This window comes from Shewanella sp. 553, from assembly GCF_059338375.1.
In genome coordinates this window covers 2,428,322-2,446,505 of the sequence record NZ_CM181701.1, presented here as the reverse complement: position 1 = coordinate 2,446,505, position 18,184 = coordinate 2,428,322, and the positions used below count along the sequence as shown (strand labels likewise).

Genomic DNA, 18,184 nt, shown 5'->3' with positions numbered 1-18,184 from the left:
TGCTGCGATGCAATCGATTAAAGGCCGAATATTGACCCGCCATCATGTGGGCAACGCCCTGCATTATTATCTCAAAACCCTCGATGGCCCCATACGTGTGGTGATTAACGACAGTGAGCGAGTCTGCTTTTGTCGCACCCAAGATGTCGCTCAGCTGTTATCGCCTTTAGCGCACCTGTCTGTACGAACCGAAGCGCTGACACTAAAGACCTTTGACCATCAAGCGGTAACGGCGCTTTACTGTGGTAACAGCCAAAGCTTTCGTCAGTTAGTGAGAGAGGCGACCGACTTAGGAATAGTGCTGCACGAAGCTGATATTCGCCCTGAGCAACGCTATCTCATTGAGCGTTTTATCGCCCTAGATGTGGAGTTTATTGCTGAGTTGGTGCCAAATGAGAGTATCAAGACGGTTATCGGGCATCGAGCTCGCCGTACCGATATTGATGTCACACTTTCAATCGTGTCTTTGGACTTTGAATGCTCAATGAGTGGCGAGCTGTATAGCGTTGGCTTATATGGCAAGGATAATGATGGCGAGGCGATTGAGTTAGTTATTATGGTGGGCGATGGTGAGGGCGTTAATCCTCCATTGGATGCTAGCTACGTAACCAATATTGAATGGGTAGATAATGAAGCGGCGCTGATTATCGCGCTGATTAACTGGTTTGCTCGCTTTGATCCCGACATTATTATTGGATGGGCCGTGGTCACATTCGATTTAGCCTTACTGTATCGCAGGGCCGCTCATCATCAAATTCCGCTTAATCTGGGGCGACATCATCAGTTATTAACGTGGAAGGTGGAAGGTAAGTTTCGTCCTGAAACCTTGGTGCTTCCCGGGCGAGTGGTGCTCGATGGTATCGATTGGCTCAAGGCCGCATTTTATCAGTTTGATAGTTATGCTTTAGACAATGTATCTCGTCAGCTGCTTGATGAAGGCAAAGCGATTGATAATGTGGCCAATCGGGGCGAGGAGATCACCGCCTTATTTGAAGAAGATAAGCTGGCGTTGGCCTATTACAACATCACAGATAGCCGCCTGGTGTGGGACATCTTTCAAAAAACATCGCTGACAGAGTTTGCCCTTGAGCGTTCAAGACTAACAGGTTTGGAGTTTGGCCGAGTAGGGGCCTCTGTCGCGGCGTTTAATCATCTCTATTTACCGCATCTGCATCGCGCCGGCTATGTAGCGCCAAGTGAGCCAGCCAGTGATGGCATAGAGAGCCCTGGCGGTTATGTGATGGATTCTATCCCCGGGCTTTATCAGCATATTTTAGTACTCGATTTTAAGAGCTTATATCCTTCTATCATCCGCACCTTTTTAATTGATCCTAAAGGGCTAATCGAAGGGCTGGCGATGAGCGATACCGATACCGTTGCAGGCTTTTTAGGCGCGCGTTTTAGCCGTAATGCGCCTATTTTACCTGACTTAGTGGCGGAGCTAGCCACTAAGCGTGAGCAAGCTAAGCTAGAGGCCAATGCCCCCTTGTCACAGGCGATAAAAATCATCATGAACTCCTTATACGGGGTATTGGGATCGCGGGGATGTGTGTTTCATGATGCAAAGTTGGCTAGCTCTATTACCCTGCGTGGGCATGAGATCATGAAACAAACCCGTCGGTGGCTCGAAGAGATGGGGTTAACGGTGATCTACGGTGACACCGACTCTACTTTTGTGCATGTAACCGATGTGAGTTCAATTGATCATATCGATGACTTTGCGCGCTCTCTGGTGACAAAAATCAATATAAAATGGCAGCAATTGCTAAAGCGTGACTATAATTTAGCCTGTTATCTCGAATTGGAGTATGAACGACACTTTGAGCAATTTTTTATGCCGACATTACGTGGTTCATCAGAAGGCTCAAAAAAACGTTATGTGGGGGCTTATACCCAGCAAAACGGTGAGCTAAAGCTGGTTTTTAAGGGCATGGAGCAGGTAAGGAGTGATTGGAGTCCGTTAGCGCGGCAGATACAAGCTGAACTTTATCATCGGTTGTTTACTAAGCAAGATGTGGTCGAATACTTAAAAACTATGGTTATGGCACTGCAGAATGGCGAGTTAGACGAACTGTTAGTGTTTTCTAAGCGATTACGCCGCAACATAGAAGACTATACGGCAAAATCAGCGCCGCATGTTAAAGCGGCCACTTTGTGGTGTGAACGAAGTGGTGAATCTCGTTTTGGTAAGCGAGGGTGTAAGGTGGAGTATTTGATGACAACAAATGGGGCAGAACCAAGGCAATGTTACCAGGGTAATATTGATTACCAGTATTATCTGGATAAGCAAATCGCGCCTATTTCTGATCCCATCCTTACCATTGTTGATTCTAGTTTCACTGAGTTAACCTCAAAACAGTTAACGTTAATTTAGTTGGGTTGATTTTAATGGGGTTGACGCCTAGTGTTAATAGGGTGTTTTGGGCTTTGGTTGCTATGGTTTCATTTGCTATTTGGGTGCAATAAAACTGCAATTTATGTGATATTCAGCTTTGAGCGACTAGCGATCTTTTGGTAGTCTAAATTTGAAAGTGGAGTGAAATAAAGCAACGGAATGTAGCATTAAAGTTAACATTAAAAGTTAGCACAGAAAAGTTAACAGCAAACTGAACATAATTAAAGGTTAAGCCAACACATGAAAAAGAGTTTAATAGCAACAGCATTAGCGGCTGTCATTTTTGTACCAGCAGCATCAGCTATCGAAATCTATAAAGACGATAAAAATGCTGTCGAAATTGGTGGTTATATTGACGCCCGAGTTATTAACACTCAAGGTGAAACAGAGGTTGTTAATGGCGCGTCACGTATTAACTTCGGTTTTACTCGTGATATGAGTGATGGCTGGAAAGCGTTCACTAAATTGGAATGGGGCGTAAATCCAGTTGGTAATAGCGATATTGTCTATAACAACCGTTTTGAATCTGTTCAGGATGAGTTTTTCTATAACCGTCTAGGTTATGTCGGCATCGCTCACGACACCTACGGTACCTTAACCATTGGTAAGCAATGGGGTGCTTGGTACGATGTGGTCTATAGCACAAACTATGGCTTTGTTTGGGATGGAAATACCGCAGGTGTATACACCTATAACAAAGATGATGGTGCTGTAAACGGTGTAGGCCGTGGTGATAAAACGGTTCAATACCGTAACTCATTTGGTGATGTCAGCTTTGCTGTACAAGCCCAGTTAAAAAATAGCAGTTTCTATACCTGTGATTCAGATAATATCTCTGAAGAAGCGTGTGAAGCACTTTGGGCAAGTGGTGACAGAGCGGCTCAGCAAGTGGAGTTTAACTACACTTACGGTGGTGCAATCACGTATGCAGCAACGGATAAATTAACTCTGACTGCCGGTGTAAACCGTGGTGAGTTTGACGTCCGTTTTGGTAATGGTGAACAAACGACGGCAGTTGATCTTATCTATGGTGCCGGTGTGACTTGGGGCAACTTCGATGATGCTGGTTTCTATGCGGCGGCCAATGTCAATAAGCAAGAAAACCATGATACCGACAATATCGGTCGCTTAATCAAAGATGCGTGGGGTGTAGAAAGTTTATTCTCTTACACCTTCGACAATGGTCTGCGTCCATTTGTATCGTACAACATCTTAGATGCTGGCGATGACTATGTTATCCAACCTAACTTCAATGCCGATCCTAACGATGTATTTAAGCGTCAGTTTGTGGTTGTTGGTTTGCATTATGTGTGGGATAACAATACTGTGCTTTATATCGAAGGTCGTAAAGATTACAGTGATTTCACCAGTGCAGATAAAGAGCAAGAAGCAAGAATGTCACTATCTGAAGATGATGGTATCGCGATCGGTATTCGCTACACACTATAAGTTGACGGTTTAACCTCGTCATCTAGATATAAAAAGCGCTTCATTATGAAGCGCTTTTTATTTGACTGCTCACAGCGTTTTTACATGACTTTTTTGGTAGTTGTCTGGTTACTCGCTCAAAAATAGTCGTTTTGATAATGAGCAATCGCTTACCGTTTTGCTATCACTCGCATTAACGCTCTGTGCTCGATTTTTGGATCTTTTATTTTATCCGGCTATTTTACCCACTTCTTTTGTCAGTATTCCTTGCTCTAGCATTAAGGCATTCTGAAGTAATGTTTTAGTTATTAATTTCCCAGCCGAAACTGTAACTTATTGTTTACGATTAGTCGCAAGTGATTAAGAGAAGCTTTGGTTGAAGGAGGGGCGGAGCAATGAATAATGTAGCGTTACATAGCTTCTTCTAAACGTAAAAATATCCGCTTTATAACACACTCATGCTGATGATATTCGTGACGGTCGAGTGATATATTTTTTATATTTTTCAATCTGATTAAAAACAACAATGGCGTGGTTGGTCTGTACAGATATTTAATGATAATAGTCTACATGGCTTAGCTTTAAGTATGACAAAAATTACAAACCATATAATTAGTAAGGTTTTTCTTCCATTTGCTTTTTGAGTCTTTTGTAACATTCAAGTTAGAGTGTTGCTTTAGTTTAATTATCTAATTTAGCGTTTACGTGTTACTGGAGAAAGATGAGTTGATAATGCCAATTTATACCCTTGATAAATTTAGTATTATTTTTGTGGGCTGCACAGGAATAACAAAGATTTACGGGTTATGATAAGAAACAGGGTTATAAAATATTTCAGTTTAAATGTGCATAAATTCAGCTTTCAGTCTTTGGTTTGTAAAAATTGAGTTTAAATTGTTGCGCAAGTGTTTCTCTTGTGGTTTCATCTTACCTAGAAATTTAACCAGTAATGTAGTTTTGGGTTATTGGATTAGATATTCGTAATAAAAAAATGAAGTCCAGGGAGAAACAACATGTATAAAAATAGCCTATTGGCTAACTCTGTGCGTTTTGCACTAGTTAGTGGCGCTGCATTAACAGCTTTTACCGCACCGGTAGTTTTTGCTGCAGATGAGACTGCTGACGTAGAACGTATCGAAGTTACCGGCTCTCGCCTTAAGCGTAATGATCTCGAAACTCCGACTCCGATCACTGTCCTGTCACGTAACGATATTCTTCAAACAGGTGCTATTAATGTTGCTGATGTTCTAAATCAATCACCAGTTGCATTTGCGGGCTCAGATCAATCAAATAGCTCTTTCTCGACAACAAGTGTTGGTTTAAATACGACAGCATTAAGAAATTTAGGCGAAGAACGAACACTCGTTTTACTTAACGGTCGACGGTTTGTATCAGGCGTATCACCCTCTAGTGGTTATGCTGTTGATTTGAACTCCATTCCAACGTCGATGGTTGAGCGTATCGAAATTTTAAAGAGTGCAGCTTCTGCTACTTATGGTTCAGATGCCGTTGCAGGTGTTGTTAACATTATTACTCGTAAAGATTTTGAAGGCGTTGACATTAATGCGCAAGCTGGAGTTTCCGGTGAGGGCGACCGAAATACAAGTACTTTCAGTTTAACGACTGGTGGTAATTGGGATGGTGGCAATGCTTGGTTGTCACTTGGTTACGATGAAGATGACGGTTTAAAATCATCAGATCGTGACTTCTCAAATCAGGATCTTGCATGGATAACTGATGATGAAGGTAATGAGGTAATTGGTCCCGTTGAATCTTCATATCCTCCACAAGGCCGCATTCAGTTTAAAGATCAAGATGGGAAAACCATTCGATTGAATGCTGATGGCACTCCTTTTAGTGGAACATTTAATCGTGCTGCTTATCGTCAGCTTGTTACTCCCTTGGAGCGTAAATATGCGGCTGCAGGGTTGACCCATGAACTTAATGACAGTATCTCTCTTTTTAGTGAATTAAACTGGAACTCGAGTAAAACAATTGGTTCTACTATCGAACCAACTCCGTTAGATGTTGTAAATGACATTTGGCTTAAAGATCGTAATGGTGTAGGCGGTATGGATGTGAATAATCCATTAATCCCTGAAGCATTGCGTTCACAGTTGATCGCTGCAGGTGTTACTAACTTAAATCAAACCACATTTGTTCGCAGAATGGTTGAACTAGGTGCTCGCTCAACAGATGTTGAACGTAATACTATTCGAGTTGCAACAGGTTTTGATTGGGCTATAAATGATTCATGGGCTAATAATACCTATTTAAGCTGGGGTAAAACGGATCAGCTACAAGAAAATGGCGGTCAGGTAAACGTAGATAGAGCCAATATGGCATTAAACGTTATCGAAGATAGTGATGGAAACCTTGTATGTGCAGATCCTTATGCTGTGTTGCAAGGGTGTGTTCCACTTAATATGTTTGGTGAAGGCACAATTACTCCTGAAGCTGCAGATTTCGTGTTTGTTCCAGCGAAAGCGGCTGGTCAGGCTGAGCAGTTTGTTCTTTCAACAACCTTCACTGGTGAATTACCACTCGAACTTCCTGGTGGCTTAATGGGATTAGCTGTTGGTGCTGAATACCGTGAAGAAACTGGCAGTTACAGCCCTGGCGACATGGCACAGATCGGTGCATCTAGCACCAATAAGTCTGAACCAACGTATGGTAAGTTAATCACTAAAGATATCTATGCAGAGGCTGCTTTTCCAATTCTAGATACTTTAGAGCTTAACCTTGCTGGACGTTATGGTGAACATAATATCACTGGTGGCGATTTTACATGGAATGCGGGTGTTAAGTTTACACCGATTGAGTCGTTGAGCCTGCGCGCTTCTGCTGCAACAGCAGTACGTACTCCAAATATTGCCGACCTGTATTCTGGTCGCGGTGAAACATTTGCTGCGGTCTCTGACCCTTGTGCTGGTGTCACTGCGACAACGGCTGGTAATGTGGCTGAAAACTGTCGTTCAATCCAAGCGATTAGCGACCGAATTGCTGCTGATGGTGCTTTTGAACCAACACAAACAGAAATTCAAGGTACAGGCGGCACTATCGGTGGTAGTCCTAATGTAGAGCCTGAAACTGCAGAAACATACAGTGTCGGTGCTATTTGGCAGGTAATTGATAGCTTATCTATTACGTTAGATTATTATAACGTTGCTATTGATGATGCGATTTCTACTACTAGTCGCTCTACTGTGATGCGCCGTTGTTTTGATGTCGCACCAGGTCAGTTTGATCCTAATTGTGCTGGCAACGCTGTACGTAATGAAGATGGTGCTTTAACAGCAGTTAATTCAGGTACTGGCAATGAAAACCAAATTGATACATCTGGTTTAGATACAGAAGTTAACTTTGCTATGGATTTAGAGTCCAGGTACATTCCGTACACAATTAGTTTGGAACTACACTTTTGAATACGTAATTACTGGTATTGAAAGCGGTGAGGCAACTGACTATGTGGGTGAAGTTTTAACTCCAGAACACAGAGCTAACTTGAACTTATCTTACGGTTTAGATGATTTAGATTTGTCATGGCGCATGCGTTACTGGGATAAAGTTGTCGATTCAGTCGATGGCAATAACGTAAACTTCTATACTGGTGAAGCTCTTAGTGTAGGTAATGAAATTGATGCTGTAGTTTATCACGACATCAATGCCCGTTATAACTTCAACAATGGTGTGGAAGCATTTGTTGGTATTCGAAATCTATTTGATAAGAAGCCTCCGATGCTACCGCAAGGCACTAACAATGGCGGTACTGGTATCAATACTGCGTCAGAAGCTTATGATGTCACTGGTCGTAACTTCTATGCTGGTGTGAGTGTGAAGTTTTAATATTTCACTTACGTAAATAATAGATAAAAAAGGGCAATGGAAACATTGCCCTTTTTATTACAATTTAACTGTAAGCCATGAATCATTCATGGTTGATGTCCTCAGACTTAGATAGTTTATAGTCAAAGACTCTTATTTTACTAAAAGTCTGTTTTGCGATACTCCTCTTCTTATTCAAACCGATTTTGCGTCATGGGGTATTATGAAAAATACGTCAAAATGAATCATGGCAGTTAACTAGCTGTAATGTCTGTGCAACAAATGGACACTCAAAATCTTTTTTGCTCTCCATTTGTTACCTTTTTGTTTCGTGTTGAGCGTTGTGTCGCGCTTTAGTTAAAGTTGCTTATTTTCAATGGTTTATGTTTGAGGTTTTTATGTCTACTAGCCTGTAAATGTAATACCTACCAAAAGGAGTTAGTTGAAAAAGCTCATCTTATGTAAATTTAGCCCTGTAATCGCCTTTTCACACAGTTCTACCGCTTTCGAAATGTTGACATCGGTCAACATTTTGTGAAATGATGCCAGCGGGTCTGCACTCTGTATAGTGTAGAGAGGGAAGATAATAACTAACAATCACAAGAGAAATACACACTTATAGCAACGTCATTCTAGCAAGATAAGCAGAAACCCATGTTGCTACTAGGTTAAACTTTTTATTTTCACTTCAAATTGGTTGGGAACTATGTCCAAGGTAAGCAATAGAACTAAAATCGCTACAGCGCTCGTAGGCGCGCTGGCCTTAGCAGGCAGTAACTTAGTGGTTGCCGATCCACTTTCTGATGTACAGAAAGCGGATGCGAGAATTCATTCTGATGCAGCAGCATCTCAAAAGAAAGTTGATAAATTCTACGATCAGGCACAAGACATGGCATTTGAATATGGCCAAGTCGCTGATACGCGTGAATCAACAAAATCATATAATGATTACGTTGCTGGTTTGGTCGCAGACCAAGAAGCGACGATGAAACTTATTCAAGAAGACATCAATGGTGTTGATAAGTTACGTCAAGGTGTTGTGCCATTAATGTTTAAAATGGTTGATGCGCTGGAGCAGTTTGTTGCTTTAGATTTGCCTTTCAATCAAGAAGTTCGTCAGGCTCGTATCGAGCGTTTACGTGAGACGCTTAATACTGCAAACGTGACGCTTGCAGAAAAATATCGCCTTATTCTTGATGCATACAATATCGAACGCGAATACGGTTCAAAGTTGAATGTTGAAACGGGTAAGTTGCAGCTTGATAGCAAAGAGATTCTAGTTGATTTCATCAACTTTGGTCGTGTTGGCTATTACGCACAAAGCCTAGACCAAAAGTCTGCGTGGATGTTCAATCCAGAGACAAAAGCATGGGATAAGCTAGAAGATAGCTATCTGCGTAACATAACTAAAGCTATTCGCCAGGCACGTGGCCAAGGCGCTCCAGATATGTTCGCGTTACCAATCCCAGCTGCGGAGGCTGCACAATAATGAAAAAGTTAATCTCTACAGCAATCGTTGCTGCAACGCTATCTTTAACAGCGGGAATGGTCAGTGCAGCTGATGCACCTAAGACGATTGATCAACTGCTTAAGCAAGTTCAAAGTGATCGCGCTAATGCCGCTCAAGTTAACAAAAAGCGTGAAGCTGAGTTTCAAGCTGAACGTGGCGATAAAGCAGCACTACTTAAACGTGAAAAAGCCGCGTTAGCTGCTGAAGAACAACGTGGTAAAGATCTAGCACAAGCCTTTGCTGATAACGAGCGTAAAATTGCTCAGTTAGAAGAAGACCGCAAAATTGCTCAAGGTGACTTGGGTGAAATGTTCGGTGTCGTTAAAGGTGAGGCCGGTGATTTTGCGGGCAAACTAATATCTTCAAACGTTAGCGCTCAGTTTCCTGGTCGTGCAGCGTTTATCTCTGAATTAGGTGCTCGTAAAGAACTACCAAAAATTGAAGAGTTAGAGAAGTTCTGGGAAGCGCAGCTGTTCGAAATGGCTGAGTCAGGTAAAGTCGTTTCATTCAATGCTGATGTCACTGGTATAGACGGTAATGTAAGCAACACTAATGTGATCCGCGTCGGTGCCTATAACCTATTAGCCGATGGCCAATATGTTGTCTATAACCCTGATCTGCGTCTTATCCAGCAGTTATCTCAACAGCCTGGTGGTGAGCAAGTTGCAAGCGTTAAAAAATTCGAAGGTCAAACGTCAGGTGTGCACAAATTGTTTGTTGACCCTGCGCGCGGTGTACTACTCAATGTATTTACACAGAAAGCCACATTAGAAGAACGCATTGAAGCGGGCGGCACGATCGGTTACATCATTATCGCACTATTGGTACTTGGTGCGCTAATTTCTATCGAACGTTTAGTTACTCTTTATATTGTTGGTGCAAAAGTTAATGCACAGCGCAAAGATATTGAAAATCCAGGTAACAACCCACTTGGTCGTGTGTTAAAGGCTTACCATGACAATAAAGATGTCGATGTTGAGACCTTAGAGCTGAAACTTGACGAAGCGATCCTCAAAGAGACGCCAGCGCTTGAAACTCGCATCTCTATCATTAAGGTTCTTGCGGCTATCGCGCCTATGATGGGTCTACTTGGTACTGTGACCGGTATGATTGCGACGTTCCAGAGCATCCAGTTATTCGGTACTGGCGATCCTAAGCTTATGGCGGGTGGTATCTCTATGGCACTAATGACTACAGTACAAGGTCTAGTTGCGGCATTACCACTAATGCTGATGCACGCGATTGTTATTGCACGCAGCAAGTCTGTTGTTCAAGTGCTTGAAGAGCAAAGTGCAGGTATCGTTGCCGAGCACGCTGAGAAGAGGAACGCGTAATGATGCTATACCTGATGGACATCTGGGATTCCGTCAGGGGCTTCATGGCCTCCGGAGGCGACGTCCTCTGGTTGGTTGCGGCAGTGCTATTTCTAATGTGGGTGTTAATGCTTGAGCGTTTTTGGTATCTCAATTTGATTGCGCCAAAAGAGCATAGCAATATTATCACCGCATGGAATAACAGAGAGGACTCTACCTCTTGGCATGCACACCGTATCCGTGAAGCTTGGGTATCCCAAGCGAAACAAGATATGAATGCTCGTATGCTGATTATCAAAACCTTAGTAGCTATCTGTCCGATGATAGGTCTGCTAGGTACCGTAACCGGTATGATACAGGTATTCGATGTGATGGCAGTTCATGGGACGAGTAACGCTCGTATGATGGCAGCTGGTATTTCAATGGCAACCATGCCGACAATGGCGGGAATGGTCGCTGCATTATCGGGAGTATTTTTCAGTACTCGCCTTGATGCAAAAATGAAGATCAGTATGGAAAAGCTAAAAGACAGCCTGCCACACCACTAGAGAGAGATTGAACATGGCACGTAAAAAGCATTCAAGTATAGAAGAAGAAGCACAGATTGATATGACACCGATGCTCGACATCGTGTTTATCATGTTGATCTTCTTTATCGTAACAACATCGTTTATTAAGCCATCAGGTCTTGACTATAACAAGCCTGAAGCTTCTCAAGCGACTACTCAGAAGTCTGCAAACATCTTTATTGGTGTGAGCAAGACAGGCGTGATTAAGATGGAAAACCGTCAGGTCGACATCGAACGTGTAACAGCCAACGTAGAGCGTATGTTAGCTGAATCACCAGAAGCGGCTGTATTGATTGAAGCAGATAAAGAAGCTGAGCATGGCCTGGTTATTAAGGTGATGGACAACGTGAAGAAAGCCGGTATCGACAAAATTTCGGTATCAGCGGGGAAAGATTAATATGCTGAGAGCAATAGTATCATTATTAATTGGTGGTGCTGTTACTTTTGCCCTGTTTGTATTCATGGCCTTCTTGGTCGGTGGCGGCGCTAAACGCGCCGACACCGCAACTGAATCTCCAGTAATTGAGATCAGTATGGATAAACAGGATACAAAAGTGCAGGATAAGCCTAGGGTAAAACCTAAGCCACCTACGCCGCCTGAGCAACCACCTTTGCCCGACACTCCGCCACCAGATAGCTCATCTGATATTGACACTAATATGTCATTTAACATGAGCGGTGTAGTGGCAGGTTCAGCAAGTACGGGCTTTAAGCTAGGCAACATGATGACTCGTGATGGTGATGCCACGCCAATTGTACGTATTGAGCCACAATACCCAATTGCAGCAGCTCGTGATGGTAAAGAAGGTTGGGTACAACTTAGCTTTACGATTAACGAACTCGGTGGTGTTGACGATATCGAAGTGATTGATGCAGACCCAAAACGTATTTTCGACAGAGAAGCTAAACGCGCACTCAGGAAGTGGAAATACAAGCCAAAGATTGTTGACGGTAAAGCACTTAAACAGCCTGGCATGACGGTTCAATTAGACTTTAAACTCGATGGAGGCAAATAGAGATGCAAAAAGTAAATACGCTTGCAGCTGCCCTATTGTTTGCTATCGGTGGTAGTTTGGCTGTTTTGCCTGTGGCACATGCCGCAGAAAAATGTCCAATTGAAAAGCGCAAGTCTAAGGCTGTTGGTCAAAACTCTGCTAAAAAAGTGCAGAAGTCTTTTGAAGCTTATCAAGAAGGCAACATTGACGAAGCGATTGCGGTATTGCTGGAAGCCAACCCGCGTGATGATTTTGATAAGGCCTATATTGCCCGTATGCTGGGTAATTTTTACGCCGAAAAGAATCAGATGGGCACTGCGATTAAGTACCTTAAAACGGCCGTAGATGCTGACATTCTTGGTGGAACCGATCATGGTGCAACACTGCGTTTATATGCAGATTTGTTAATCCAAGAGAAGAAGTTCAAAGAGTCGATTCCACAGTATTATAAGTGGATGGAGTTTACCTGTAAGGAAGATGCACAAGTGTATCGCCGTATCGGTATTGCTTACTCTGAACTTAAAGAGTGGGATAAAGTACTTCAAGTCGTTGATAAAGGTCTTTCTATCAGTGATAAGCCAGATAAAGGCTTATATCAGATGAAGCTGACTGCTTACTTCAATAAGAAAGATTATAAAAATGCCGTTAAAGTGCTCGAGACCATGGTGCCATTGTTCCAACAAGATGGTCGTCTCTGGGTACAATTAGCGCAGTTTTATTTGATAACCGAAGACTACAGCAAGTCGTTGGCCACCTATGATCTGGCTTACAAGAATGGATTTTTAGAAACCGCAGGTAATATCACCCGTTTAGCGCAGCTTTTAGCGCAAAATGGGTCACCTTACAACGCGGCTAAAATCTATGAAAAGCATTTAAAAAGCGGTCTGATTGAGCAGGATGAAAAAACGCTCTCAATCTTGGCAGGCTTTTATCATAATGCCAAAGAACTTGATAAGGCAGCGACCTATTATGGTAAAGCCGCTGCCATCAATAATGATGGTAAGTTATACCTAAAACAGGCACGTTTATTGACATTGCAAGAAGAGTACAAGCAAGCGATTCCCGTACTCAAAAACGCGCTAGCAGCGGGTGATGTGAGTGAAGGTGAGGTTGAATTTGAGTTGGCATTAGCTTATCTCGGTACTAAGCAGTATAAAGCGGCATATAATGCGTGCTTAAAAGCGGCCAAAGACGAGAAAACTCAACGTACAGCTAACAGCTATCTTGCTTACATCAAAGAAAAGGCACGTATTTATAACGTTGCGCTTTAACTTTTCTAAGTCTAAAAAGCCCCTTCATGGGGCTTTTTTTATGGGGCAAATAAATTGTCGGCTGCTTGAGGTGGCTACCTCAGTGTTTATTTAATAAATCATTCCAGTAATTAAGGTTAGTTGCTGGTTTCATCAATATGCGGGCATAGATACAATAGGGCTAATGTTAACGCTGTAAAACTGGGCGACACTATCGTCGATGAACGATTTTCATAAGGTTAGCCTGGTCAAAGTAACTGTCTCGAGTTACCAAAATCAGAGGGGCTAATGAGTCGTGTGCTGCCAACCTCTTAGATTAATCTACTGAAAAATAACTAACTAGCAATTGCACAAAATATGAAGGAAAGCATAAAAATGAAGAAAACCATTCTCGCAATGGCTATCGCTGCGAGCACCATCCTTGTAGGTTGCTCAGAGGCACAGCAAGGCACGCAGGCCACTGTTGCAGCTAAGCAAACCACTATCAGTGGCAGCACGCAAACTGCCGAACAAGCGTATTTGGCTCTGGCTGATAACTATTTTAACGACAGCCTAAAGCTTGAGCCGATTTATGCGACTTTTGTGGGAGTTAATGATTATAACGACCAATTTGGCGGCGCATTGACTGAAACCTATTTAAAACAGCGCCATGAGTTAAACACTCGCTACTTAAAGCAAGTCAAAGTCATTGACCGAGATGCATTGTCGCCAGCGTTGCAACTGAGCTATGACATGTTTTCTTACGACAGAAATGTCGCACTTGTTTCTGAAACCTTTCCTGAGCATTTCATGCCCATGAATCAGTTTTACAGCACAGTGATCAGCATGGTGCAATTAGGCAGCGGTGAAAGTGCTCAACCGTTTAATACTGTGCAAGATTATACTAATTGGTTATCGCGTTTAGCTGGGTTCGTTGAGTGGACTAAATTGGCACAAACTCGTATGGATGAAGGCATTGCTAGTAAAGTGGTGTTGCCTCGAGTCTTAGTGGAGCGCATTATTCCGCAACTGCAAGCGCAGTTGGTCAGCCAGCCGCAGCAAAGCCTATTTTACGCGCCAATTGCGCAATTGCCGGCTTCATTTACAGCACAAGAAAAAGCACAGCTGACGCAGCAATATACCCACTTTATTGATGAGCAGTTACTACCTGCACTGAGCCAGCTCACAGACTACTTTCAGCACACTTATCTGCCGATGGCCCGCGGCAGTGACGGTTGGTGGGCACTCCCTAATGGAAAAGTCTGGTATCAACACTTAGCCAACTCACATACCACCACTACCATGTCGGTTGATGAAATTCATCAGGTTGGTCTATCTGAAGTGGCCCGTATCTTGTCTGAAATGGATAAAGTACGTCAGCAAGTGGGTTTTGAAGGCGATTTAAACGCTTTTTTTGCGTCACTGTCATCTGAGCCACAATATTTTTTCACTGATCGTCAGGGGCTTATCGATGGTTATATGGTGTTGAAAGATAAAATCAATCTTGAGCTACCTAACTACTTCAATGTGATGCCAAAAGCAGATTACATTGTTAAACCAGTAGAGCGTTTCCGTGAGCAGTCTGCTGCTGGCGCCTCCTATGATGCTCCTGCCGTTGATGGCTCGCGTCCTGGGGTATTTTATATCAACACCTTTAATTTAAAAGCCCAGCCGAAGTGGGGCATGACCACTCTCTCGCTACATGAGGCTGCTCCTGGACATCACTTTCAAATTGCTATTAAACAGGAGCTTAGTGACATTCCTCAATTCCAGCGCTTTGGCGGCTACACCGCATTTGAAGAGGGCTGGGCACTCTATGCGGAGTACTTAGGCATCGAGATGGGCATGTTTAATGATCCTTACCAATATTTTGGTAAGTTATCAGACGAGATGCTACGCGCTATGCGTTTAGTGGTCGATACTGGCCTGCACGCCAAAGGGTGGAGCCGCGAGCAAGCGATTGAGTATATGAAAGATAATTCGCCAATGGCGGAGTCAGATATTATTGCTGAGGTCGAGCGCTACATGGCCATTCCAGGTCAGGCATTATCTTACAAAGTGGGCCAGTTGAAAATTTTGGCCTTGCGCGCAGAGGCTGAACAAGCCTTAGGTGATAAGTTTGATTTAAAAGCGTTTCATGATCAAATTTTGACCTCTGGTTCACTGCCAATGGCTGTGATGGAGCAAAAAATCCACCACTGGATCGCCGCGACCAAGGCATAATCCTCTCGGCTGAACATCATCGTTCATTAAGCCCAGCAAATGTTTTATACTTGCTGGGTTTTATTTTACTTACTTTTGACACATTTTTTAGGAGCGATACATGGTACAAGCAACTGCACGTCATTTATTAGTCAGCAGCGAAGAACAATGCGAGCAATTAAAGCAGCAAATTCTGGACGGCGCTGATTTTGCTGATGTCGCCAAAGCCCATTCATCTTGCCCATCTGGCGCTCAAGGTGGTGATTTAGGTTCGTTGGCCCAGGCATGATGGTGCGTGAATTTGACGAAGTGGTATTTAGTGCGCCATTAAATGAAGTTCAAGGTCCAGTTAAAACCCAGTTTGGTTATCACTTACTTGAAGTGACCAGCCGCGGCTAAACTGAGGCAACACGATGCTTGAGCTATATACCGACAGGTTAAAGATTAGGTCGTTGCAACGTGAGGATTGGCAAGTTTACTTGTCAATCCACCAAGATCCTAGTGTGAATCAATTTGTTCGCCGACCGGATAGTGTTGAGGTTATCGCCGATAAATTTGCATCGCGGCTAACACCTTGGGTATTTGAGTCGGGTGATTGGTTAACCTTGACTATTGAAGAGTTAACCACGGGGCAAATCGTGGGATTTACCGGTCTTTACGCCAGTAATGTCACGCTTGCCCACGCCGAAGTCGGTTATATGCTCAGCCCAGTGAGTCATGGTAAAGGTTATGCAACCGAAAGCCTCAATGCCGTGATTGACTGGGGTTGTTTACAGTATCAAATTCACAAGTTTGTCGGCGTCTGTGTTAAGGACAATCGTGCTTCTGCTCGGGTGTTAGAGAAATGTGCTTTTCAACTTGAAGGCATTTTGCGCCATAACTACAAGCTTGACGATCTTTGGGTGGATGACTGTTATTACGGTTTATTGGCTTCAGAGCGCCCACTGTAGCGTGTCATCATGCACAAGTGTTATAATCGCGCCGATTTTTTTCAAAAAGGTATACAGTGTGACCACAGTATCACAAACCCTAGCATTATTGCCAGGCGAAGAGTTTATAGAGCTCTATAAAGTATTAAAAGTACAGTCGATGACCGGCGGTGGTGGCGAAGCTAAATTCGTCATAAGCGAAGGCATGGTGACTGTCGATGGCGAAGTGGAAACTCGCAAGCGCAAGAAGGTTTCACCCGGGCAAGTGGTGAGCTTTAATGGCGAAAGCGTAATGATTGTCGCAGGCGAATAACGTCCTTAAGTAAGTGGAGTTAATAATGCAATTTCCAGATGATGATAATGGCAAAATGCTGGCCGCAATGGCGGAATCCGGTATCGATTTGAGCAAGGCGCTTGATGTTGATTTTTTCCTTGTGTTTGAAGATCAGCGTGATGCTGAGTCAGCCGCAGAAGAGTTAGCTCAATCTGAACTCGAGGGCGAAATGGAATTACACCTCAACGATGAACTCGGTAAGTGGGAGCTTATCGTGTGCATGAATATGGTGCCTGAGTACGATGCGATTGTTAGCCAAGAGCTCGAACTCAATACCTTTGCCGCCGAGTTCGGTGGTGCCACTGATGGCTGGGGCGTCATGCAGCATCAGGAAGGCGATGATGAATTTGCTGATGATGAACACCAATGCAGTGATGACTGTCAGCATTAATGCTACCGACGATTAAAGCCACTGTATACAGTGGCTTTTTTATTGCCTATTTTACTGAGACAGGTTGTTTTTAGCTGGGTCTTACTAGCACTGATTTTAGGCTGGGTTACATAAAACAATGCTAAAAAAGATAAAACTTCTTTGCCTTGTCAATGCAAACCAAGTTTAATAGCCGCAATTCTACTCTATTGATTTATAAAGCAGTCACTATGTCTTTCGAATTAACTTATGAGCTCATCGCTATTCTATTTGCCGTCGCTATTGTGGCTGGCTTTATCGATGCAATCGCCGGTGGCGGCGGACTATTGACTATTCCAGCGCTGATGTGGGCCGGGCTGCCTCCAACTGCGGCGTTAGCGACCAATAAGTTGCAGGCGTGTGGTGGTAGTTTTTTTGCCAGCCTGTATTTTATCCGTAAAGGCATGGTTAATTTAACGCAAATGAAGCTGTCTATTAGTTGTGCGTTTATCGGTTCGGCGTTGGGCACTGTTGCCGTGCAGTTAATCGATGCCTCAGTATTGCAGTTGGTATTGCCATTTTTAATGTTAACCATTGGCGGCTATTTCCTCTTTTCGAAGAAGATAAGCGAAGAGGACAAACAACAATTGCTCACCCCCACGGTGTTTGGCTTTACTGCGGCCCTAGGTGTCGGCTTTTACGATGGTTTTTTTGGGCCGGGGACTGGTAGCTTCTTTGCACTTGCCTTTGTGTCATTAGCAGGATTTGGGCTGGCAAAAGCGACTGCCCACGCTAAGGTACTTAACTTCTCAACCAATATCGCCTCGCTGATTTTCTTTGCGCTCGGCGGCAAAGTAGTATGGTTACTCGGTGCATGTATGCTTGTTGGTCAAGCTCTGGGGGCCACGCTTGGTTCGCGGATGGTGATGAGTAAAGGCAGTAAAATTATTAAGCCGTTAGTGGTGACCATGTCGATCGCGATGAGCGTAAAATTATTGTCGGATCAGTACGATCTCACGGCATGGTTTTAGAATTTATTTGTATCGCAGTACATGACTGATTAATACATTAATCATTGCATCAGATAGATAAGATAAAAGTAGGCA

General features: G+C 43.4%; 15 protein-coding genes and 1 pseudogene. All 16 read left to right on the top strand.

Annotated features, from left to right (window positions below):
- Positions 1-7 precede the first annotated feature (7 nt).
- The 16 genes and pseudogenes from AC5YBZ_RS10960 to AC5YBZ_RS10885 all read left to right on the top strand — a co-directional run bounded on the left by AC5YBZ_RS10960 (position 8) and on the right by AC5YBZ_RS10885 (position 18,109).
- Positions 8-2,374, top strand: coding sequence for a DNA polymerase II (locus tag AC5YBZ_RS10960; RefSeq protein WP_494543720.1), 2,367 nt, complete (start codon positions 8-10; stop codon positions 2,372-2,374).
- 261 nt (positions 2,375-2,635) lie between these two features.
- Positions 2,636-3,844 (top strand): porin, encoded by a 1,209-nt coding sequence (locus AC5YBZ_RS10955; RefSeq protein WP_494542903.1) that lies wholly within the window; start codon positions 2,636-2,638, stop codon positions 3,842-3,844.
- 992 nt (positions 3,845-4,836) lie between these two features.
- On the top strand, positions 4,837-7,248 hold the full coding sequence (locus AC5YBZ_RS10950) for a TonB-dependent receptor plug domain-containing protein (protein WP_494542902.1): 2,412 nt from the start codon (positions 4,837-4,839) through the stop codon (positions 7,246-7,248).
- Positions 7,249-7,255: 7 nt separating this feature from the next.
- On the top strand, positions 7,256-7,669 hold the full coding sequence (locus AC5YBZ_RS10945; protein WP_494543719.1) for a TonB-dependent receptor domain-containing protein: 414 nt from the start codon (positions 7,256-7,258) through the stop codon (positions 7,667-7,669).
- A 685-nt stretch (positions 7,670-8,354) separates the two neighbouring features.
- Complete coding sequence (locus AC5YBZ_RS10940) at positions 8,355-9,137, top strand: DUF3450 domain-containing protein (RefSeq protein ID WP_494521433.1); 783 nt, start codon at positions 8,355-8,357, stop codon at positions 9,135-9,137.
- A complete protein-coding gene (locus AC5YBZ_RS10935; RefSeq protein ID WP_494521434.1) occupies positions 9,137-10,492 on the top strand; it encodes a MotA/TolQ/ExbB proton channel family protein in 1,356 nt (451 codons plus the stop codon). Before AC5YBZ_RS10940 ends, AC5YBZ_RS10935 begins: the two co-directional genes overlap by 1 nt.
- Positions 10,492-11,019, top strand: coding sequence for a MotA/TolQ/ExbB proton channel family protein (locus AC5YBZ_RS10930; RefSeq protein ID WP_475514276.1), 528 nt, complete (start codon positions 10,492-10,494; stop codon positions 11,017-11,019). Before AC5YBZ_RS10935 ends, AC5YBZ_RS10930 begins: the two co-directional genes overlap by 1 nt.
- A gap of 13 nt (positions 11,020-11,032) precedes the next feature.
- Positions 11,033-11,437 (top strand): ExbD/TolR family protein, encoded by a 405-nt coding sequence (locus AC5YBZ_RS10925; protein ID WP_110456699.1) that lies wholly within the window; start codon positions 11,033-11,035, stop codon positions 11,435-11,437.
- A gap of 1 nt (position 11,438) precedes the next feature.
- The gene (locus AC5YBZ_RS10920) at positions 11,439-12,056 is read left to right on the top strand and encodes an energy transducer TonB (protein ID WP_110456698.1); all 618 of its coding nucleotides are present in this window, start codon (positions 11,439-11,441) and stop codon (positions 12,054-12,056) included.
- 2 nt (positions 12,057-12,058) lie between these two features.
- Positions 12,059-13,306, top strand: a complete 1,248-nt coding sequence (locus tag AC5YBZ_RS10915) for a tetratricopeptide repeat protein (protein WP_475514275.1) — start codon at positions 12,059-12,061, stop codon at positions 13,304-13,306.
- Between the two features lie 354 nt (positions 13,307-13,660).
- The gene (locus AC5YBZ_RS10910; protein ID WP_494521435.1) at positions 13,661-15,487 is read left to right on the top strand and encodes a DUF885 domain-containing protein; all 1,827 of its coding nucleotides are present in this window, start codon (positions 13,661-13,663) and stop codon (positions 15,485-15,487) included.
- A 100-nt stretch (positions 15,488-15,587) separates the two neighbouring features.
- Positions 15,588-15,865, top strand: a pseudogene (locus AC5YBZ_RS10905) (peptidylprolyl isomerase).
- A 14-nt stretch (positions 15,866-15,879) separates the two neighbouring features.
- A complete protein-coding gene (locus AC5YBZ_RS10900) occupies positions 15,880-16,416 on the top strand; it encodes a GNAT family N-acetyltransferase (RefSeq protein WP_494523683.1) in 537 nt (178 codons plus the stop codon).
- 58 nt (positions 16,417-16,474) lie between these two features.
- Positions 16,475-16,708: an RNA-binding S4 domain-containing protein gene (locus AC5YBZ_RS10895; RefSeq protein WP_494521437.1), complete on the top strand. Its 234-nt coding sequence runs from the start codon at positions 16,475-16,477 to the stop codon at positions 16,706-16,708.
- Positions 16,709-16,733: 25 nt separating this feature from the next.
- Positions 16,734-17,120, top strand: coding sequence for a ribonuclease E inhibitor RraB (locus tag AC5YBZ_RS10890; RefSeq protein ID WP_494521438.1), 387 nt, complete (start codon positions 16,734-16,736; stop codon positions 17,118-17,120).
- Positions 17,121-17,329: 209 nt separating this feature from the next.
- On the top strand, positions 17,330-18,109 hold the full coding sequence (locus tag AC5YBZ_RS10885; RefSeq protein ID WP_494521439.1) for a TSUP family transporter: 780 nt from the start codon (positions 17,330-17,332) through the stop codon (positions 18,107-18,109).
- Positions 18,110-18,184: the final 75 nt, after the last annotated feature.